We start from the raw sequence: 18,966 nt of genomic DNA on the forward strand, positions 1-18,966 counted from the left end.
GGCTGCCCTTTCCATCTGCTTTCGACCATCTCAGTCGGCGGAGTCTTCCCGCTCCAGCGCACGGTTGATTAGCGGCTCCGGCAGCGGCTTGGTCACCTCCACCCCCAGCTCGCGAAAGCGCTCGGCCTGGGCGATCAGGTTACCGCGGCCGTTGACCAGCCGACCCATCGCCTTGTCGTAGCTCTCCTGCGCCTTGTGCAGGCTGCCCCCCATCTGCTGCATCTCCTCCACGAACAACCGCAGCTTCTCGTACAGCCGTCCGGCCCGCTCGGCGATCTGGCGCGAGTTCTGGTTCTGGCGCTCGTAGCGCCACAGGTTTTCTATGGTGCGCAGCGCCACCATCAGGTTGGTGGGGCTGACCAGTAGGATGTTGTGATCCAGCCCGTAGCGCACCAGGGAGGGGTCGGCCTCCAGCGCGGTCAGAAACGCCGGCTCCACCGCCACGAACATCAGCACATAGTCCAGGGTGCGCACCCCGGGCAGTTGCTGGTAATCCTTGCGGCCCAGCTCGCGGATGTGGTTGCGCACCGATGCAACGTGCTCCTTGAGCGCCACCGCCTTCTCCAGCGTGTCGTCGCTGTTGTACCAGCGCTCGTACGCGGTCAGCGACACCTTGGCGTCTATGATGATGTCCTTGTCTTGCGGCAGGTGGACGATGACGTCGGGCTGATAGCGCTTGCCCTTGTCCACCTCGATGTTGACCTGGGTGTGGTACTCGTGGCCCTCCCGCAGGCCGCACTCGGAGAGGATACGGGCCAGCACCACCTCACCCCAGTTGCCCTGCTGCTTGCTGTCCCCCTTGAGGGCCCGGGTGAGCGCCGCGGCCTCTTCGGTCATGCGGGCATTGAGCTCGGCGAGGCGCTCCAGCTCGAACTTGAGGCTGTGGCGCTGGGCCGTCTCCTGAGCGTGGGTCTCCCCCACCTGGCGACGGAAACCCTCGAGCTGCTCCTTGAGCGGTGTCAGCAGCAGATCCAGGCTGTTCTGGTTCAGTTCGCGGAAGTTACCGGAGTTTTGCTCGAAGATACGGTTGGCGAGGTTCTCGAACTGCTGGCTGAGGCGGGCCTCCGCCTGCTGTTGCAGTTGCAGCTTCTCGGCGCTGGCGATGCGCTCGCTGCGCAGGGTGGCTTCGGCATCCTTGAGGCGGGCGGTGAGCTTGAGCAGCAGGGCCTGCTGCTGCTCCAGCTTCTGCTGGCCCAGCATCTTCTCGTCCTGCAGCTCGTCGAATCTGTCCTGCAGCGCCTGATGGCGCTCCTCGGTCAGCAGCATCTCCTCCCGGGCCGCGCGGCGGCCCACCAGCCAGCCGAGGCCCAGGGCGAGCAGACCCGCCAGCAACGCAGGCAGCCAGCTCGTCATCGGGATCATCGCCGACTCCGCTGGCGCAGGAAGAGTTCGAGGTAGCGGTTGAGCAGCAGCCAGAGCAGGACATAGATGAGGTAGGCGGCCAGCACCACCCACTTGTGGCTATTGACCCCGGTGTCGAGCTCGGCGAACTCGATACCCTTGATGCGGCAATAGGCCCACATCAGCAACGGGAAGACATAGAGCAGGGAGGCACGCCAGAGAAATAACCACATGTGTATGTTCGACCACGCAAAAAGATCTGCCTAGCTTACACAAGGCCAACCCGGCTTGCGATCCTGCGCCACGCTATTCTCTGGCTTGCCGGCGGAAATCTGGCTAAAATTAACCCCTAATAGGTATTCGGGGTAGGCATGACTCACTTTTTCTGTCGCTGGTTGATGCACGCACTGGGAAGCCCCGCCAAACCGGCCGTGGCTTGCCATGAGGCACGCCCGCCCTGGGCCATCGAGGAATCCCAATACCTCGCCCTCTGCAACCGTTGCGGTGAATGCTTCAAGGCCTGCCCCAACGGCCTGCTCAAACCGGCCGATCAGCCGGAATACGACGGTACCCCCATCGCCGGCACTCCGGTGCTGGATCTCGCCTGCGGCCAGTGCAGCTACTGCGGCAGTTGCGCCAGAGCCTGCCCCACGGGGGCGCTGGATCTGCGACTCGGCCGCCAGGTGCAGACCCGGGTCAGGATCGAGGCGAGCTGCCAGGCCCGCCAGGGCTTCTACTGCCTGCTGTGCGAGGATGCCTGCCCCCAGCAGGCGATCAAGGCCAGCAGCGAGGGGGTGAGCGTCAACATGGCGGCCTGTGACGGTTGCGGTGCCTGTGGCCTCGCCTGCCTGCACGGTGCCATCACCCTGATCCCGCAACCCTAGCCCACACCATCCGACTCGAATGCCAGAAAGCACAGAGGGGCCCTTGGGCCCCTCATGGTCTGCCTCGGCCTTATGCCATGGCCAGGACGTTGTCCTGCTCTATCCCCAGCAGGTGGCAGAGCCGGGTCGGATCCCGCACCGCATCGGCCAGGGTGTATTCCCCCAGCACCTCGAGGAAGGCATTCATGGCGCGGCGCAGTATGCCCTGGATACGGCAACCGCCGGAGAGACGGCAGTTCTCGCGTTTGCAGTCCACCGGACAGAGCACGTGCTCCATGTCCATCACCACGTCGCGCAGGTTGATGGAGACCGCGGAGCGACCGAGGCGGATGCCGCCGTGCTTGCCACGGATCGTCTCGATGTAACCCTTGATGCCGAGCTGATGCACTATCTTGACCACGTGGTTGCGGGAGATGGCGAAGGTGTCGGCCACCTCGGTGATGGTCGACAGGCGATCTCCCGGCTGGATTGCCAGAAAAGTCAGGGTCCGCAGGGCATAGTCGGTAAATCGTGTCAGTTGCATGGTCGCACTTGCCTCTTACTACAAGCCAGAAATCAGGACGACAACCAGGGGCCAAGGGACGGGGATGGTGCGTGCGCCCGCACAGGATCCGCATCTTGAGCCGAGTCGTGGAGTGACAAGGTTAAGAGCAGCCCGGACGGGTGTCGACGAAGATGTACATAAATCGACACTTTCTTTGATTGATCGCAAACTTGCCGGCTTGGGGTGGGGTTTCGGCCATTTCTGGCGACTAAATCCCACCGGCCGGCGCGGGGTCAAAGACGGGAGCATCGGGTTGGAACGTCAGCTTCAGTGGGGCAGTCTCAGCCAGTTTTTCAGGGCCTGGGAGGGGATGGAGCTCTCCGACGCCACCGCGAAGGCGCCCCAGTCCACCGCGCACTGCAGGGCATCCTGGATCGCCATGCCACGGGCCAGGCCGTGGATGAGGCCACCGGCGAAGGCATCCCCCGCCCCCGTGGTATCCACCACCGACACCGGCCGCGCCGCGACCCGGATCTGCTCCTCGCCGTGGATGGCCACGGCCCCCGCCTTGCCCTCGGTCAGCACCAGCCACTCCAGCTGCTCCCCCGCCAGGCCGCGGGCATGCAGCCAGGGATCGGCCACCTCCGCCAGATCGGCGCGGGAGGCCACCAGCACATGGCAGGGACGGCGGGCCTGGCCGCCCTTGGGGTACTGGGCCACCACGAAGCTCTTGCCGAGCATCTGGCGCATGTAACCTATGATGGCGGTGCCGGGATAGTTGACGTAGAGGCAATCCACCCCCTCCACCGGCAGGTCACCGGGCAGATCGGGGCGACGGGGACGGCGCAAGATGGTGCGCTCGCCGGTGGAGTCCACCAGGATCAGCAGCTCGCCGGTCTCGCCACCGAAGCGCTCCACCTGGCTGCAATCCAGACCATGGATCGCCGCCTGCTCCAGCAGCCAGTCGCCGGTCTCGTCCAGCCCGATGCGCGAGGCGATGCGCACCTCGTGCCCCGCCCACACCAGGCCGATGCCGGTGTTGGCGGCGCCGCCCCCCAGCCTGCGCCCCTGATCCAGGTACTGCAGACGGGCCCCCGCCACCAGCGGTTCGCCCAGGGAGAGCACATGGTCACAGTTGAGGTTGGCGAGCAGCAGGATGCGGGACATGGGTACCTCTAAGACAGGAGGACATGACGGCATCATCGGCCGGGGCCGATGATGCGAGAGGGTCAGTAGACGGGTAGTTCCACCCCGGTCATCAGCTCGTCGATGCGCGCCTGGGTCGGCTGCTGCATGACGTTCTGGATCACCTCCTTGGTGAGGTGCGGCGAGAAGGAGCTGATGAAGTCATACATGTAGTTCTGCAACAGTATGCTCTTGCTGAAGCAGAGCTGGGCCGGGCAGGGCGCGAACAGGTACTCCAGGTTGATGGCCACCAGGCCGGGGGCATCGGTGTCGTCGGCCACCAAGGATGAGATGATGCCGATGCCGAAGCCCAGCTCCACGTAGCGCTTGATGACGCCGGCATCCATCACCGTCATGTAGTAGTTGGGGGTGAGGCCAGCGGCCTGGAACACCTGATCCTGCACCTGACGCCCGGTGGCGCCACTCTCGTAGCTGAGGATGGGGTACTGACAGAGCTGCTCCAGGCTCGGCTTCTTCACCTTGGCCAGCGGGTGATCCTGCGGCACCACCAGCGACAGGGTCCAGAGGTAGGCGGGCAGTGCGATCAGCTCCTTGTCGAAGCCGATCTCGTGGGCCACGATGGAAAAATCGGAGTAGCCCTTGCTGATCTGCTCCTTGTTGGCCGACATCACCGGGTGCAGATGGAACGAGATCTTGGGGTACTTCTTGGTGAAATAAGTGACGCTCTTGGGCAGCAGATAACGCGCTATGGTGTGGGTGGTGTGGATGTTGAGCGTGCCCACGGTCGGATCCAGGTACTCGCGGGAGATGGCCTTGATCTTGCCCTCGATGTTGAGCATCGCCTCGGCACACCTGATGATCTCCTCGCCCACCGGGGTGATGCGATGCAGGTGCTTGCCGCGGCGCTCGAAGATACGCACCCCCAGCTCGCTCTCCAGCAAGCCGATCTGCTTGCTCACCCCAGGCTGGCTGGTATAGAGCGCATCGGAAGCGACGGAAACATTGAGATTGTGGTCCCGCACCGCGATCAGATACTTCAACTGCTGTAGTTTCAAGGCTTCACCCTCACAGGCTGGCGCGGCTGTCATTGGATGGACAAGGCCGCCACAAATGGCGGCCAGTGTATCATCCGAACTTGGCATATCACCGCTTGATCCTTCATTTTGCTACAAAATCTAGCATCTGCAGGGGTTATATGACAAACGGGGTTCAGCGCACGGCGGGCCCGACCGGCAGCATGCCGAGAAACTGCAGCAGCCACTGCATCATGGTGGCCGAGTCCACCTCCCCCTCCAGGGAGGAGAGGCTGCTCTGGTAGTGCTCATCGGGCAGCCGATCCCGTCGCCGCTCGATCAGCGCCCGGTTGTACTCCACCGAGAACTCAGGGTGGCCCTGAATCGCGACTATGTGATCCCCCTGCAGGAACATGAAGTTCGGGCAGAAGTCGTTGCCCGCCAGCAGGGTCGCCCCCGGCGGCAGCTGCTCCACCTGATCCTGGTGGCTGGCCAGGATCCGGATCGTGTCCAGCCCAGGCTGCATCCAGGGCTTCGCCTCCTGCATGGGGTGGACGGAGACGCCGAGCCCCCAGCCCTTGGTGGACTTCATCACCTCCCCCCCCAGTGCCTGGGCGATCACCTGATGGCCGAAGCAGATCCCGGCCAGTTTGACGTTCTGATCGTGGGCGCGCCGGATCCAGTCGCGCAGCGCCAGGATCCAGGGCAGATCGCTGTAAGCATCGTGGCGCGAGCCGGTGATGAGCCAGGCATCGCATTCGTTCAGGTCGGCCGGCAGCTCGCCATCGAGCGCCGACCAGACCCGGTATTCCAGCGCCGGGGCCAGCGCCCGGAAGCCCTTGATAAACATCTCGGAGTAAACGGGGCCAAAACTCCCCGCCAAATCGGGGTCCAGCCGGTCACAATCGAGAATTCCCAGTCGCATCTGTTACTCCTTCACAGGGATAGCGGGGCACTCCGGCGGATCCCTCCGCCGGGCCATGCCTAGGCTAGCTACTGCATGGTTGGTCATTTCATGGTCGGCATGGAGAACTCGGCGCCGGCTCGCAGGCTCTGTGGCCAGCGCGCGGTGACTGTCTTCATCCGGGTATAGAAGCGTACCCCATCCGGCCCGTGCATGTTGAGCGGCCCGAAGATGGACCGTTTCCAGCCACCGAAGCTGTGAAACGCCATGGGCACCGGGATGGGAACGTTCACCCCTACCATACCGACCTGAACCCGGGTGGTGAAGTCCCTTGCGGTATCGCCGTCACAGGTAAAGATGGCGGTGCCGTTGCCGTACTCGTGATCGTTGATGAGCCCGAGCGCGGTTTCATAGTCCGGCGCCCGCACTATGGCCAGCACCGGGCCGAAGATCTCCTCCCGGTAGATGCGCATCTCGGGGGTCACCCGATCGAACAGGCTGCCGCCGATGAAGTAGCCTTCGCCGTGGCTGACGCCGCGCCCATCCACTCGCAGCTGGGCCCCCTCGGCCACCCCCTGATCCACGTAGCCGCGCACCTTGGCCAGATGCTCGCGGCTGATGAGCGGCCCCATCTCGTTCTCCGGGCTCGCGCCCAGACCCGGGCCGACCCGCAGCGCCTCCACCAGCGGTGTCAGCTTGGCCACCAAGGCATCGGCGGTGACCTCGCCGACCACCACGGCCACCGAGATCGCCATGCAGCGCTCGCCGGCCGCACCGTAAGCCGCTCCCATCAGGGCGGAGACCGCCTGATCGAGATCCGCATCCGGCATAACCAGCATGTGGTTCTTGGCGCCGCCCAGCGCCTGCACCCGCTTGCCATGGGCCGAGGCGGTGGCATAGATGTACTGGGCGATGGGGGTGGAGCCGACGAAGGACACCGCCTGCACACGCGGGTCGGTCAGCAGCACATCCACCACCTCCTTGTCGCCGTTGACCACGTTGAGCACCCCGTCCGGCAGGCCGGCCTGCTTGAGCAGCTCGGCCATGCGCAGGGAGAGCGAGGGATCCTTCTCGGACGGCTTGAGGATGAAGCTGTTGCCGCAGGCCAGCGCCACCGGGAACATCCACAGCGGCACCATGGCCGGGAAGTTGAACGGCGTGATGCCGGCGCAGACCCCCACCGGTTGCATCATGGAGTGGCTGTCCACCCCGCGGCCCACGTTGAGGGAGTGCTCCCCCTTGAGCAGATGAGGGATGCCGCAGGCAAACTCCACCACCTCCAGCCCCCGAGTCAGCTCGCCCTGGGCATCGGAGAACACCTTGCCATGCTCGCGGCTGATGAGCCGGGCCAGCTCGTCGCGATGCTCCTCCATCAGCGCCTTGAAGCGAAACATCACCCGCGCCCGTACCAGCGGCGGAGTCTGGGACCAGTCGGCGAAGGCCTGCTCGGCGATGGCGATGGCCTCGGCGCACTCGGCGGCGGTGCTGAGCACCACCTGTCCCTGCTGCTGGCCGGTGGCCGGATCGAAGATGGCGCCGAAGCGCTCGCTGTGGCTCTCTTTCGTCTCACCGCCGATGAAGTTGCTAACCCGGTATGTCATATATCCTCCTTGATGGGTAATTCGTCTCAATCCTGCGTGGCGTCATGAGATCGGCACGCAGGAAGATGGCGCCCGCAGCGCGTGCACCATGAAAAATAAGGTGAAAAATCAGTCCTGTGCCTGCAGGGCATCCTGCAGCAGGGTGAAGAGATCGTCGATCTCGCTGCGCTCTATGATGAGGGGTGGCGACAGGGCGATGATGTCGCCGGTGACGCGGACCAACGCCCCCTTCTCGAAGCAGCGCACGAACACCTCGTAGCCACGCTTGCCCGGTGCATCCGGCATGGATTCCAGCTCGATGCCCGCCACCAGACCGTAGTTGCGCACATCCTTCACATGCTTGCAGCCCTTGAGGGAGTGGGCCGCCGCCTCCCAGTAGCCCGCCAGATCGGCGGCGCGGTTGAGCAGATTCTCGTTGCGGTAGATCTCCAGGGTCGCCAGACCGGCGGCGGCGGCCACCGGGTGACCCGAGTAGGTGTAGCCGTGGAACAGCTCTATGGCTCCCTTGCCCGCCGCTATCATGTCGTCATAGATGTGGTTCTGCACCAGCACGGCCCCCATGGGGATGGCGCCGTTGGTGAGCCCCTTGGCACAGGTGATCATGTCGGGCATGACATCGAACTCCTGGGCGGCGAAGGGGGCACCCAGCCGGCCGAAGCCGGTGATCACCTCGTCGAAGATCAGCAGGATGCCGTGCCTGGTGCAGATCTCCCGCAGCCGCTTGAGGTAGCCCTTGGGCGGCATGATGACGCCGGTGCTGCCGGCGATGGGTTCGACGATGACGGCGGCTATGTTGCTGGCGTCATGGAGGAAGACGATCTTCTCCAGCTCGTCGGCCAGGCTGAGATCCTCCTCGGGCAGGCCCTTGGTGAAGGCATTCTTGGCGATGTTGAGGGTATGGGGCAGATGATCCACCCCGGTCAGCAGGGAGCCGAACCACTTGCGGTTGCCGGGGATGCCGCCGACCGAGATGCCGCCGAAGCCGACCCCGTGATAGCCGCGCTCGCGGCCGATGAGGCGGGTGCGGCTACCCTGGCCGCGCGCCCGTTGCCAGGCCAGCGCTATCTTCAGCGCCGTATCGACGGCCTCAGAGCCGGAGTTGGTATAGAAGACGTGGCCGAATCCCTTGGGGGCTATCTCCACCAGCTGGTTGGCCAGCTCGAACGGTAGAGGGTGGCCCATCTGGAACGTAGGGGCGAAATCGAGGTGGGAGATCTGCTGGGAGACCGCCTCGGCAATCTCGCGCCGACCATGGCCCGCGTTGCAACACCAGAGCCCGGCGGTGCCATCCAGTATCTTGCGGCCATCCTCTGAGTGATAATACATCCCCTCTGCCGACTTCAGGATACGCGGCGCCGCCTTGAACTGCTGGTTGGCGGTGAAGGGCATCCAGAAGGCGGACATGTCGGAGGGAGTATTGATGTCGCTTATCGGTTTCATGGTCACCTCATCCTTAAGGCGTTTAGTAACGCTTGGCTTGTGCCTATTAAATTAAACACCTGAATCCATAAAAAAGGGCCATTTATCGCCCCTGCTTGGTGTCACCCTCTTGGGGTGGTATAAGATATTTAACACAATTTTAATAATAGTAAACAGTCAAGGAGTGTCTATCGATGGATATCGGTCACCGCCTCAAGGCGGTTCGCACCAAGGCGGCCCTCTCCCAGCGCGAGCTGGCCAAGCGCTCCGGTGTGACCAACGGCTTTATCTCCCAGATCGAGAAAAATCAGGTGAGCCCGTCCGTGGCCTCGCTGCGCAAGGTGCTGGAAGGCATTCCCATGTCGCTCGCCAGCTTCTTCACCGATGAGACGGAGATGGATTCCGAGGTGATCTTCCGTGCGGACGACATGCCGGATCTCGGCACCCACCCCATCAGCTACCGGCTGGTGGGTCACAGCCGTGCCAACCGCGCCATCGGCATGATGCAGGAGATCCTCCCCCCCGGGGCCGACACCGGCGACGACATGCTGAGCCACGAAGGGGAAGAGTGCGGCATCGTCATCCAGGGTCAGGTCGAGGTGACCGTCGGCGAGCAGATCCACCTGCTGGCGCCGGGGGATGGCTACTACTTCGACAGCCGCACCCCGCACCGTTTCCGCAACGTGGGCGAGCAGGAGTGCGTGCTGATCTCGGCCAACACCCCGGCCAGTTTCTGATGACGGAGCGGCCGCCTTTGGCGGACGGGCGGGCCCACCAGCCCCGGTGATATCCCCGTCCGTTGCCAAAGGCTGACGGGGGCAAGTGTTTAACAAAATTGTACACATATGATTTACAAGCGGCAGGATGTTTAGCATATTGATACGCGGAGACTATCTTTGCCGGTTCAAGGAGTGAACATGAGTGACCTGACCCTGGCCCAGTGGCAACACAAGGCCGCCCATCTGACCCTGCCCTCGCAAGCCTTTATCGACGGCAGCTACCGGGACGCCGTCAACGGCGCCACCTTCGACTGCATCAACCCTGCCAACGGCCAGCTGCTGACCAAGGTGGCATCCTGCGATGCCGCGGATGCCGAGCTGGCGGTGCAAGCCGCCCGCGCCGCCTTCACCGACAAGCGCTGGAGCGGGCTGGCCCCGAAGCAGCGCAAGCAGATCATGCAGCGCTTCGCCGATCTGATGCGCCTCAACAAGGTGGAGCTGGCGCTGCTGGAGTCGCTGGACATGGGCAAGCCCATCGGCGACGCCATGGGCTATGACGCCCCCGCCGCCGCCAACTGCATCGCCTGGAACGCCGAGGCCATCGACAAGATCTACGATCAGGTCGCCCCGGTCGAGGAGAGCGCGCTGGCGCTGGTGACCCGCGAGGCACTCGGGGTGGTGGCCGCCATCGTGCCCTGGAACTTCCCGCTGGTGATGGCCTGCTGGAAGCTGGGACCGGCGCTCGCCACCGGCAACTCCGTCATCCTCAAGCCGTCCGAGAAATCCCCCCTCACCGCCCTGCGCATCGCCGGCATCGCGAAAGAGGCGGGCATCCCGGATGGAGTCTTCAACGTGCTGCCAGGCTTTGGCCACACCGTGGGTGAGGCGCTGGCCATGCACATGGACGTGGACTGCATCACCTTCACCGGCTCCACCAAGATCGGCAAGCATCTGGTGCAGTGCTCCGGCAAATCGAACCTGAAACGCGCCTTCATGGAGTGTGGCGGCAAGAGCCCCAACATCATCATGGCGGACGTGCCGGATCTGGACGCCGCCGCCAAGAGCGCCGTCGGCGCCATCTTCTACAACCAGGGCGAGGTGTGCACCGCCGCCTCCCGCCTGCTGGTGCAAAACAGCATCAAGCCGCAGTTCATGGCGCGGCTGCTGGCCCATGCCCGCGAGTGGATCTCCGCCAACCCGCTCGATCCCGCCACCCGCATCGGCGCCATGGTGGACAACATCCAGCTGGAGCAGGTGCTGCGTTACATCGAGATCGGCCAGCAGGAGGGCGCCAAGCTGCTGCTGGGGGGCCAGCGCACCAATCAGGAGAGCGGTGGCTTCTATATAGCCCCCACGATTTTTGATGAGGTGACGCCGCAGATGCGCATCTTCCGCGAGGAGATCTTCGGCCCCGTGCTGGCGGTGAGCGGCTTCGACACGCTCGAAGAAGCCATAGCGCTCGGCAACGACAGCGACTACGGCCTGGCCGCCGCCATCTGGACTGCGGACCTCAATCAGGCGATCAAGGGCTCCCGCGCCCTGCGCGCCGGCACTGTGTTCGTCAACAACTGGGATGGGGGCGACATGACGATGCCGTTCGGCGGCTTCAAGCAATCCGGCAACGGCCGCGACAAGTCGCTGCACGCGCTGGAGAAGTACACCGAGCTGAAGAGCACCTGGATCCAGCTCGATTAATGTCAGAAATGAGCCGATGTGACGAAAGAGGGGGAGAAATCCCCCTTTTCCATTTTTACCCTTTCATCACCCGCCTCAATCGATATAATCGTCAAATAGACAAGCTGTTAAATATAAAGATAAAAATGCTGTTTTTTCTGGGAAGTGTACTGTTTCTGGTAGTGGGGTTGCCGCTCCTGTTCTTCGTGCTGGGCCAGGGTGAGGCCTATGTGACCTGGGGCCCCTGGATCTCCGCCATCGTACTCATGCTGTGGCTGCTGATGGATGTGGAGAAGATCCGCCGCGGCGGCGGTCGCTGAGCCGGTTCCATGCTGTAAAAATCTCGCCAAGCCTCGTTTATTCACTTCTTTCCCCCCAAAAGTATCGCTACACTGATTTTTTGCGATGTTTTCCAACATCCGATTCTGAAGGTTATCCACATGCAGCAACAAATTCAGCGCCAGGGCGTCATCTATGCCCTGTGTGCCTATACCCTTTGGGGCCTGGCGCCCATCTACTTCAAGACCATTTCCGCCGTCCCGGCCGCCGAGATCCTGACCCATCGCATGATCTGGTCCTGCGTCCTGCTGCTGGTGCTGACCCTGCTCGGCCGCCAGTGGCACAAGGTGCGGGCGGTGCTGCGCCAACCCAAGGTGCTGCTCACCCTGGCCTTCACCTCGGTCACCGTCGGTGGCAACTGGCTGCTGTTCATCTGGGCCATCAACAACGGCCACATGCTGGATGCCAGCCTCGGCTACTACATCAACCCGCTGTTCAACGTGCTGCTCGGCATGCTGTTCCTGAGCGAGCAGCTGCGCCGCCTGCAGTGGTGGGCCGTGGGGCTGGCGGTGATCGGGGTCGCCGTCCAGCTCATCGCCTTCGGCTCCCTGCCCTGGATTGCACTGGTGCTGGCCTCGAGCTTCGCCATCTACGGCCTCATCCGCAAGAAGCTGGCCCTCGATGCCCTCACCGGCCTGCTGATCGAGACCCTGATCATGCTGCCCCCCGCCGCCATCTACCTGTGGGGATTCGCGGACAGCCCCACCAGCCACCTCACCGAAAATGACTGGCACCTCAACCTGCTGCTGATCGCCGCCGGGGCCGTCACCACGGCGCCGCTGCTCTGCTTCACCGCGGCCGCCACCCGGCTCAAGCTCTCCACCCTGGGTTTCTTCCAGTACATAGGCCCCAGCCTGATGTTCATCCTGGCGGTGACCCTGTACGGGGAGTCGCTGGCGCTGGACAAGATGATCACCTTCGGCTGCATCTGGAGCGCGCTGGTGCTGTTCAGCCTGGACGGGCTGCGCAGCGGCAAGCGCCGTCAGGCCGCGGGTTGAGGCGCAGGGTGCGCGGTGGTCGACGCAATAATCTACAAGCCAATCGCCGGCTTTCGGGTTATCAATAGTCGATGAGCGCACCCCAATCCCGCATCCATTACTGGCAATCCCCGCTGCTGCCGGGGGTTGAACTCTCCCACTCCCACCACAGGGAGTTCAGCTATGGCCGCCACGTACACCTGGACTATCACATAGGTCTGGTGCAGCAGGGCGGCCAGAAGTTCATCCACAAGGGCAGCAGCCACAACCTGGTGCGCGGCGAGCTCTCCACCGTCAACCCGGACGAGATGCACGACGGCCTGAGCCTGCTGCCGGAAGGCTACGAGGTGCGGGTGTTTGCCATCGCCCCCGAGCAGCTGGCGCGCTGGCTGCCAGACAACCCTGAGCCCTTCTTCGACAAGGGGCTACAGGCCAGACCCGACCTCTATCAGGGCTTCGCCCGGCTGCACATGTACCTGGATCGCCCCCAGCCGGACGGCCTGCTGGCGGAGAGCCGGTTGCTGGCCCTGCTCGGCGATCTGCTGCGGCTGGCACCGGAGCGCCACGCCCTGGCGGATCCCCAGCTGCGCTACCTGCGCGATTATCTGCTGGGTCAGCTGGATCAGCGCCACAGTCTGGAGGATCTGGCCGCCCAGTTCGGGCTGGATCGCTTCGCCTTCCTGCGCCAGTTCAAGAAGAAGACCGGCATGACCCCCTATGCCTGGCTCAAGCGGCTGCGCCTCGAGCGCGGCAAGCTCCTGCTCGCCCGCGGCCTGCCGGTGAGCGAGGTGGCGCTGGCGGTCGGTTTCTTCGATCAGAGCCACTTCCACCACGGCTTCCGCCAGGCCTTCGGCCTCACCCCGGCGGACTACCGCCAGCAGATGCAGTCGCTCACAGGCCAGTCGAGCTGACGGCCACCGGCCCGACCGATTACCACCGGCAGATGCTCTCTTTCACAGGCTAAGCAGGCTGACGACCACCGGCCCGACCGATTACCACCGGAAGATGCTCTCTTTCACAGGCTAAGCAGACTGACGACCGCCGGCCCGGCCAAATACCACCGGCAGATGCAATCTTTTACAAGCCAGCCCCCGCCCCTATCCCCCATGCTGCCACCTCGTCGTCTTTCCTGGAGTTATGTCATGTTCACCAGCCTGTTTCTGACCATAGGTCTCATCCACCTGATCGCCCTGGCGAGCCCGGGTCCCGACTTCGCGCTGATCCTGCGCACCAGCCTGCACAGGCCCACCGCCCTCGGGGCGGCGCTCGGCATAGCGCTCGCCATCCTGCTGCACGCCACCCTCAGCCTGACCGGCATCAGCCTGCTGATCGCCAGTCAACCCTGGCTGTTCATGGCGGTGAAGATAGTGGGTGCCCTCTATCTGGGCTGGCTCGGCTGGGGGGCGATCAAGGCGGCGCGGCAGGAGAGCGCGACGCTGGCACTCAGGGCCGGCGGCGAGCTGCAAGGCTGGAACCGGGGACTGAGAGCCGGGCTCGCCACCAACCTGCTCAACCCCAAGGCGCTGCTGTTCTTCATGGGCCTGCTGGCGGCCATGGTGACGCCGCAGGTGGACGGCCTGACCCGTGGCCTGCTGATCCTGGAGTTGTTCCTGCTGTCTCTGGCCTGGTTCGGGCTGCTGGCCTGGAGCCTCTCCACCGCACGGGCCCAGCATCTGCTCGGCCGGGTGCAACGGCCGCTCAATCTGGTCACCGGCCTGCTGTTTGGCGCCGTAAGTTTATCCATCCTGGTGGAGCTGGCCGGCGAGGCGAGCGCCTATATCTGAACCATGCAGGCCACACCCGTCGCCGAGTGGACCCAGCGCAGTAGGGTGAAACGGCCGCTCAATCTGGTCACCGACCTGCTGTTTGGTATCACCCGCCCAGTCTCTCTATCCTGGTGGAGCTGGCCGGCGAGGCGAGCGCCTATATCGGAGCCATGCAAACCACGCCAACCGTCGAGCGGGCTGGTGTCGGACTCATTGTGGGATTAGGATGCAGGCCGTCAACTCACCACAATAGTTTAAGGATGCATCGGCATGACTCGAAAATGGTCGCTCCCCATCGTGGCACTCGCGGGGGGAGCGTTACTCTGGCTCGGCAACACCTTTGGTATGAAATGGGCCCTGATGGCCCTGATCGGATTCGGCTTCGGCTTCACCCTCTCCTTCAGTCGCTTCGGCATCGTATTCGGTTGGCGCGAGATGCTGACCAAGCGCAACAGTTACTATGTGCGGGTTCACCTGCTCACCATCGCCATCGAAATTCTGCTGTTCACTTGCTTCCTCTCCTTCAGTCACGCCCTGTTTGGCGATGCCATGGTGGGCAACGTGATGGCCATCGGCATTCCCTTCATCGTCGGCGCCTTCCTGTTCGGCATCGGCATGCAGCTGGCGGGGGTCTGCGCCACCGGCACCCTCTACTGCTGTGGCGAGGGCCAGCCCCGCTTCTGGCTGGTGCTGCTCTGCTACGGCATAGGCACCCTGATCAGCAACCAGTTCCGCCCCACCTTCGACGCCACCTTCTCCAGCCAGGTCGTGCTGGCCAAGGATCTGACCGGCAATATCTGGAGCGGCATGTTGCTCAACCTGGCGCTGGTCGCCGTGCTGTTCCTGCTGTTTCGCAAGAGTGAATTGAAGCGCACCGGCGAGATCAAGCCCATCTTCGGCGGCGGCAACCTGTTCTGGCGCGACGGTCGCTTCACCGTACTGACCGGCGGCATCCTGATCGCCCTGCTCAACTCCGCCGTGGTGGCCCTGCACGGCTCGGCCTGGACCATCACCGGCGCCGTCTATGACATGGCGCTGCGCGGTGCCTCCCTGTTCGGCCTGTTCGAGGGCAACCCGAAATTGGCCCAGCCGCTGTTCACCAACCCCATGGTCGGCATGTTCTGGCTGGGGATCCTGGGGGCGGCGCTGGCTCGCTGTCTCAGCGGGGGCGGCAGCCACACCCCGATCCGCCTCGGCAACAGCCTGGCGGCCATCCTCGGCGGTCTGCTGATGGGGATGGGCGCCATGTACAGCGCCTGCAACCTGGGCGGCTTCTTCGACGGCACTGCGTCGGGCAGCCTGCACGGCTGGGTCTGGATGCTGATGGCCCTCGGCGGCAGCCTGATCGGCATCCGCCTGCGGCCGCTGTTCAAACTCTGATGCAAGCACGGGATGGGGCCGATCTGGGTCGGCACCATCCCGCTCTTCCTCGCCAAACGGGTTCTCCCTGCCGGCACTGCCTCCCGATCCCCCTCTCAGCCCAATGCCCTTATCAGCAGCAAGATCGCGAAGCCGGTGAACATCACCGCCGACAACCGGTTGATCCCCCTGGCGAAGCGATCGCCATAACCCTGCAGCCCCACCCAGCGAAACGCCAGGCAGTAGCCACCGTGCACCACCAGCACCACGCCACTGAAGCTCAGCGCCAGCAGCATGCACTGGCCCAGCGCCCCTTGGCGAAAGTCGATGAACTGGGGGAACAGGCTGGTGAAGAAGATGATCGCCTTGGGGTTGAGCAGGCTGATGAGCGCCCCCTTGGCGAAGCTACGCAGACAATCCCGATCCGTGGTCGTGCCCACCACTGGGCTGACCCCGCGCTGACGCCAGGAGTTCACCCCCAGATAGAGCAGATAGAGGGCGCCCCCCAGGGTGAGGATCTGCTGGCCCCCGGCCAGCCAGTGGGTAAACCAGAGCACCGCCAGCGAGGCCAGGGTCGCCACCAGCAGTATCCCCACCGCTACCCCGACGAAGCCGGCGATGGCGTGGCGGGTGCCCCGGGTCAGGGTGTTGCCTATGGTGTAGATCACCGCGGGGCCGGGACTGAGCACAGTCCCCAGGGCGAGCAGCAGGTAGAGGGCGTAATATTCGAGACTCATCGCAGGGCATTCCGTGGTCGGTTGGATGCCGCCCAGTATATTGACAGCCTCTTCGCCAGCCAGACATAGTGGCGCTCGGCTTTATAAACCAGGAGTTTAGAGTGGATCGCCTGACTGCCATCGAGATCTTCGTCGAGGTCGCCCGCGCGGGCAGCTTCAGTGCCGTGGCGGATCGCTTCGAGATGACGCCGGCCATGATCGGCAAATACATCAAGTGGCTGGAGGCCAGGGTCGGCTCCCGCCTGCTCAACCGCAACACCCGCCGCCAGAGCCTGACCGAGGCGGGCAGGGAGTACCTCGGCGGTTGCCAGAGCCTGCTGCAGCACTATCGGGAGCTGGAGCAGAATACCCAGGCCCACACCGGTCAGGCGGCGGGCAAGATCCGCATCAATGCCCCCATCACCTTCGGCAGCTATCGGCTGACCCCCCTGCTGTGCCGCTTCATGGCGCTGTATCCGCAGATCCGCATCGAGCTGGATCTCTGTGATCGGCTGGTCGATGTGATCGGCGATGGTTTCGATCTCATCTTCCGGGTCGGCACCCCCAAGGACGCCGCCTACATCGCTCGTCCGCTGAGCCACTCGGCCTCGGTGTTCTGCGCCTCCCCCCTCTACTTGCAACGCCACGGCATCCCGCTCGAGCTGGCGGACCTGGCACGCCACCACTGCCTGGGCTTCGCCCCCTGGCTGACCCAGTCCGGCCTGGCCGCGGAGTTTCCCCTCGAGCAGTTGCACCTGTGGGACAGCCCCTTCATCAGCAACCACGGCGGCGCCCTCAAGGTGGCCGCCCTGAACCATGCGGGCATAGTGCTGCAACCGCGCGCCCTGCTGAGCCAGGAGCTGGCCAGTGGCGCCCTGCTGGAAATCCTGCCGGATGCCCTGCCCGCCCCGCGCCCCGTCAACATGCTCTACCCCGCCAGGGAGCCCATGCCGTTGCGGCTGCGACTGCTGATCGACTACCTCAGCAAACACCGCCACGAGCTGGACATAGCGGCCTGACGCGGGCCGGCCGGCTCATTCCCCGCGCTGTTTCACCCTGCGCAGATAGACATAGCCCTCGCCGGGGCTGCCCCAGCGCTGATGGGCGTCATTGTCGTAGGCCCTGTCCAGCAACCTGACGCTGTTGGGGCCGATCCAGAGGTATTGCACCAGGGTGCTGGCGCCGCCGAAGTTGGTGGCACAGCTGCCGACCCTGCTGTGGCCCGCGTATTCCCCGGAGGGTTGGCGGGTCAGCCAGATCTCGCAGCCCTGGCGCAGGGAGAGTTGTTGCGGGGTGAGGGAGTCGAGCAGTTCGGGCTTGCGCCAGGCGCCGGCGAAATCGATGGCCCTGGGCATGGTCAGCTCGGCCATCAGGATGCGACCGTCCGGCAGCGGGGAGAAACGGTAGATGCGCTGGCGAAACGGGCGCACCGCCCGCTCGGTCAGGAATTGCTCGGCATAGACCCAGCGAAAGCCGCTGTAGCCGGGCCAGATCTCCACCAGCCGCAGCTCGGCGCTGGTGAAGCGGCGATCGTAGCCGGCCTGCTCCTGGCTGGAGAACTCGCCGGTGAACCAGGAGAGCAGCGGCTCCATGCTGGCCTGGCTCGCCAGGGTGGTCGCCGGCGCGGCAACAAAGGGGGTCGGCGCCGCCCACACCAGGCTGGCGTAAAACAACCCGAACAGGGCAGCCATCAGCTGTATCATCGAATCCTTCCGAGTCGCTTGCATGGCGGCGATTATATGAGCGAACGGCGGCAATAACCTCTACCTTGATCAACTCCTTGCAGATCTATCGAAAAATCACTCGGTTAGCGAAAGAAGCTGACGGCAGGGGCCAGCCTCGCCGCCTCAGCCAAGATAGGAGAGCACCGCAAACTCGTTGCCGCCAAATTCGAACGCGGCCACCTCGTGCATGCCCATCTTCTCGTGGGCGCGCAGCGAGGCGATGTTGTCACACCGAATGAAGAGGATCCCCTCTCGCGCCGGCAGTTGGTGCCGCAACGCCGAGAACATGGCCTGCGCCAGGCCCTGGCCCCGCGCCTCGGCGGCCACGCAGATGGGGCCGTACACATAGGCATCGGGCGCCCCCTCATAGGCGGAGAACATGGCCCTGACCACGGGCACCTCTATGGTCATGGCCCGCGAGCCGGTCACCAGGAAGCCAGTCACCCGCCCCTCCCGGCGCGCGACTATCAGCGGCATGGCACCCATCATCTCGGCAATCTTGTCCCGCGGCAGACTCGCCGCCAGGGAGCCGCCCCTATCGGCCTGATTCTCGGCCTGCAGCGCCGCTATGCCATCCAGATCGCCCTCGACCGCGCACCCGATCACGACCTCGCTCATGTTCACACTCCTGCCCATCTCTGTCTGTGTTGAGGGCCACCCCGCACCAGCCGGTGCTGGGTCGCCGTATCAGCAAGGCCGTATGAGTCGCTTGCATGGCGGCGATTATATGAGCGAACGGCGGCGATCGCCTCCCCCTGCGGCAAATACAGTGGCCGCCACCACCCCCTGATGCCGACCTGGGTGATAGCCGTTTGACCAGGAGGCCGAGGCGGCGTCCGGCCTGCGGCTATGGCGCCTTGACCGCGGATGAAAAGCCGACCCATGCTTGTCCATACCCGA

Annotated in this window: 20 protein-coding genes; 9 read left to right on the plus strand and 11 right to left on the minus strand. The window is 64.2% G+C overall.

Translation table 11 applies throughout. The annotated features are described in order from the left end of the window. Positions 1-30 precede the first annotated feature (30 nt). On the minus strand, positions 31-1,362 hold the full coding sequence (rmuC, locus tag EL255_RS20370) for a DNA recombination protein RmuC (RefSeq protein WP_042652921.1): 1,332 nt from the start codon (positions 1,360-1,362) through the stop codon (positions 31-33). After that, positions 1,359-1,574, minus strand: a complete 216-nt coding sequence (locus EL255_RS20375; RefSeq protein ID WP_042652922.1) for a hypothetical protein — start codon at positions 1,572-1,574, stop codon at positions 1,359-1,361. Before EL255_RS20375 ends, rmuC begins: the two co-directional genes overlap by 4 nt. Positions 1,575-1,712: 138 nt before the next feature. Here EL255_RS20375 and EL255_RS20380 point away from each other — a divergent pair, with 138 nt between their 5' ends. Then, complete coding sequence (locus EL255_RS20380; protein ID WP_042652923.1) at positions 1,713-2,225, plus strand: ferredoxin-type protein NapF; 513 nt, start codon at positions 1,713-1,715, stop codon at positions 2,223-2,225. Between the two features lie 70 nt (positions 2,226-2,295). Here the strand turns inward: EL255_RS20380 and EL255_RS20385 are convergent, their stop codons facing one another. The 6 genes from EL255_RS20385 to EL255_RS20410 form a co-directional block, all read right to left on the minus strand. After that, positions 2,296-2,748, minus strand: coding sequence for an Rrf2 family transcriptional regulator (locus EL255_RS20385; RefSeq protein ID WP_042652924.1), 453 nt, complete (start codon positions 2,746-2,748; stop codon positions 2,296-2,298). A 288-nt stretch (positions 2,749-3,036) separates the two neighbouring features. Further along, positions 3,037-3,876: a PfkB family carbohydrate kinase gene (locus tag EL255_RS20390; RefSeq protein ID WP_042652925.1), complete on the minus strand. Its 840-nt coding sequence runs from the start codon at positions 3,874-3,876 to the stop codon at positions 3,037-3,039. A gap of 62 nt (positions 3,877-3,938) precedes the next feature. Beyond that, positions 3,939-4,910, minus strand: a complete 972-nt coding sequence (locus tag EL255_RS20395) for a LysR substrate-binding domain-containing protein (protein WP_042652926.1) — start codon at positions 4,908-4,910, stop codon at positions 3,939-3,941. 154 nt (positions 4,911-5,064) lie between these two features. Beyond that, positions 5,065-5,793: a glutamine amidotransferase-related protein gene (locus EL255_RS20400; RefSeq protein WP_042652927.1), complete on the minus strand. Its 729-nt coding sequence runs from the start codon at positions 5,791-5,793 to the stop codon at positions 5,065-5,067. Between the two features lie 83 nt (positions 5,794-5,876). Next, on the minus strand, positions 5,877-7,373 hold the full coding sequence (locus EL255_RS20405) for a CoA-acylating methylmalonate-semialdehyde dehydrogenase (RefSeq protein WP_042652928.1): 1,497 nt from the start codon (positions 7,371-7,373) through the stop codon (positions 5,877-5,879). A 108-nt stretch (positions 7,374-7,481) separates the two neighbouring features. Beyond that, on the minus strand, positions 7,482-8,813 hold the full coding sequence (locus tag EL255_RS20410) for an omega-aminotransferase AptA (RefSeq protein WP_042652929.1): 1,332 nt from the start codon (positions 8,811-8,813) through the stop codon (positions 7,482-7,484). Positions 8,814-8,986: 173 nt separating this feature from the next. On the opposite strand from EL255_RS20410, the gene EL255_RS20415 reads away from it, so the two are divergent. The 7 genes from EL255_RS20415 (at position 8,987) to EL255_RS20445 (ending at position 15,647) form a co-directional block, all read left to right on the plus strand. Beyond that, complete coding sequence (locus EL255_RS20415) at positions 8,987-9,529, plus strand: cupin domain-containing protein (RefSeq protein WP_042652930.1); 543 nt, start codon at positions 8,987-8,989, stop codon at positions 9,527-9,529. A gap of 180 nt (positions 9,530-9,709) precedes the next feature. Continuing rightward, positions 9,710-11,206: an aldehyde dehydrogenase gene (locus tag EL255_RS20420; RefSeq protein ID WP_042652931.1), complete on the plus strand. Its 1,497-nt coding sequence runs from the start codon at positions 9,710-9,712 to the stop codon at positions 11,204-11,206. A gap of 125 nt (positions 11,207-11,331) precedes the next feature. Continuing rightward, the gene (locus EL255_RS21415; RefSeq protein ID WP_170176021.1) at positions 11,332-11,505 is read left to right on the plus strand and encodes a hypothetical protein; all 174 of its coding nucleotides are present in this window, start codon (positions 11,332-11,334) and stop codon (positions 11,503-11,505) included. A 120-nt stretch (positions 11,506-11,625) separates the two neighbouring features. Then, positions 11,626-12,522 carry an EamA family transporter RarD gene (gene rarD / locus EL255_RS20430; protein WP_042652932.1) on the plus strand — a complete coding sequence of 299 codons (897 nt, stop codon included), beginning with the start codon at positions 11,626-11,628 and terminating at the stop codon, positions 12,520-12,522. Positions 12,523-12,593: 71 nt separating this feature from the next. Then, on the plus strand, positions 12,594-13,412 hold the full coding sequence (locus EL255_RS20435) for an AraC family transcriptional regulator (RefSeq protein ID WP_042652933.1): 819 nt from the start codon (positions 12,594-12,596) through the stop codon (positions 13,410-13,412). A gap of 231 nt (positions 13,413-13,643) precedes the next feature. Beyond that, the gene (locus EL255_RS20440) at positions 13,644-14,285 is read left to right on the plus strand and encodes a LysE family translocator (RefSeq protein ID WP_042652934.1); all 642 of its coding nucleotides are present in this window, start codon (positions 13,644-13,646) and stop codon (positions 14,283-14,285) included. A gap of 252 nt (positions 14,286-14,537) precedes the next feature. Beyond that, positions 14,538-15,647, plus strand: a complete 1,110-nt coding sequence (locus tag EL255_RS20445; protein WP_232018886.1) for a YeeE/YedE thiosulfate transporter family protein — start codon at positions 14,538-14,540, stop codon at positions 15,645-15,647. 95 nt (positions 15,648-15,742) lie between these two features. Here the strand turns inward: EL255_RS20445 and EL255_RS20450 are convergent, their stop codons facing one another. Next, a complete protein-coding gene (locus EL255_RS20450) occupies positions 15,743-16,363 on the minus strand; it encodes a LysE family translocator (protein WP_042652936.1) in 621 nt (206 codons plus the stop codon). Positions 16,364-16,464: 101 nt separating this feature from the next. On the opposite strand from EL255_RS20450, the gene EL255_RS20455 reads away from it, so the two are divergent. Then, complete coding sequence (locus EL255_RS20455; protein WP_042652937.1) at positions 16,465-17,361, plus strand: LysR family transcriptional regulator; 897 nt, start codon at positions 16,465-16,467, stop codon at positions 17,359-17,361. A 15-nt stretch (positions 17,362-17,376) separates the two neighbouring features. On the opposite strand, the gene EL255_RS20460 is transcribed toward EL255_RS20455, so the two are convergent. Together EL255_RS20460 and EL255_RS20465 are read right to left on the minus strand one after the other, a co-directional pair. Next, positions 17,377-18,045, minus strand: a complete 669-nt coding sequence (locus EL255_RS20460) for a chromophore lyase CpcT/CpeT (protein ID WP_084228313.1) — start codon at positions 18,043-18,045, stop codon at positions 17,377-17,379. Positions 18,046-18,189: 144 nt separating this feature from the next. Continuing rightward, on the minus strand, positions 18,190-18,684 hold the full coding sequence (locus EL255_RS20465; protein WP_197720911.1) for a GNAT family N-acetyltransferase: 495 nt from the start codon (positions 18,682-18,684) through the stop codon (positions 18,190-18,192). Positions 18,685-18,966: the final 282 nt, after the last annotated feature.

The sequence above is a fragment of the Aeromonas encheleia genome (genome assembly GCF_900637545.1).
GTDB classification, from domain to species: domain Bacteria; phylum Pseudomonadota; class Gammaproteobacteria; order Enterobacterales; family Aeromonadaceae; genus Aeromonas; species Aeromonas encheleia.

What these genes read in the sequence shown, in the direction of transcription:
- EL255_RS20385 (WP_042652924.1), bottom strand. Translation starts at nt 2,748, where the DNA reads ATGCAACTGACACGATTTACCGACTATGCCCTGCGGACCCTGACTTTT.
- EL255_RS20400 (WP_042652927.1), bottom strand. Translation starts at nt 5,793, where the DNA reads ATGCGACTGGGAATTCTCGATTGTGACCGGCTGGACCCCGATTTGGCG.
- EL255_RS20420 (WP_042652931.1), top strand. Translation starts at nt 9,710, where the DNA reads ATGAGTGACCTGACCCTGGCCCAGTGGCAACACAAGGCCGCCCATCTG.
- EL255_RS20435 (WP_042652933.1), top strand. Translation starts at nt 12,594, where the DNA reads ATGAGCGCACCCCAATCCCGCATCCATTACTGGCAATCCCCGCTGCTG.
- EL255_RS20445 (WP_232018886.1), top strand. Translation starts at nt 14,538, where the DNA reads ATGACTCGAAAATGGTCGCTCCCCATCGTGGCACTCGCGGGGGGAGCG.
- EL255_RS20390 (WP_042652925.1), bottom strand. Translation starts at nt 3,876, where the DNA reads ATGTCCCGCATCCTGCTGCTCGCCAACCTCAACTGTGACCATGTGCTC.
- EL255_RS20375 (WP_042652922.1), bottom strand. Translation starts at nt 1,574, where the DNA reads ATGTGGTTATTTCTCTGGCGTGCCTCCCTGCTCTATGTCTTCCCGTTG.
- EL255_RS20415 (WP_042652930.1), top strand. Translation starts at nt 8,987, where the DNA reads ATGGATATCGGTCACCGCCTCAAGGCGGTTCGCACCAAGGCGGCCCTC.
- rmuC (WP_042652921.1), bottom strand. Translation starts at nt 1,362, where the DNA reads ATGATCCCGATGACGAGCTGGCTGCCTGCGTTGCTGGCGGGTCTGCTC.
- EL255_RS20460 (WP_084228313.1), bottom strand. Translation starts at nt 18,045, where the DNA reads ATGATACAGCTGATGGCTGCCCTGTTCGGGTTGTTTTACGCCAGCCTG.
- EL255_RS20440 (WP_042652934.1), top strand. Translation starts at nt 13,644, where the DNA reads ATGTTCACCAGCCTGTTTCTGACCATAGGTCTCATCCACCTGATCGCC.
- EL255_RS20465 (WP_197720911.1), bottom strand. Translation starts at nt 18,684, where the DNA reads ATGAGCGAGGTCGTGATCGGGTGCGCGGTCGAGGGCGATCTGGATGGC.
- EL255_RS20405 (WP_042652928.1), bottom strand. Translation starts at nt 7,373, where the DNA reads ATGACATACCGGGTTAGCAACTTCATCGGCGGTGAGACGAAAGAGAGC.
- EL255_RS20450 (WP_042652936.1), bottom strand. Translation starts at nt 16,363, where the DNA reads ATGAGTCTCGAATATTACGCCCTCTACCTGCTGCTCGCCCTGGGGACT.
- EL255_RS20410 (WP_042652929.1), bottom strand. Translation starts at nt 8,813, where the DNA reads ATGAAACCGATAAGCGACATCAATACTCCCTCCGACATGTCCGCCTTC.
- EL255_RS20380 (WP_042652923.1), top strand. Translation starts at nt 1,713, where the DNA reads ATGACTCACTTTTTCTGTCGCTGGTTGATGCACGCACTGGGAAGCCCC.
- EL255_RS21415 (WP_170176021.1), top strand. Translation starts at nt 11,332, where the DNA reads ATGCTGTTTTTTCTGGGAAGTGTACTGTTTCTGGTAGTGGGGTTGCCG.
- rarD (WP_042652932.1), top strand. Translation starts at nt 11,626, where the DNA reads ATGCAGCAACAAATTCAGCGCCAGGGCGTCATCTATGCCCTGTGTGCC.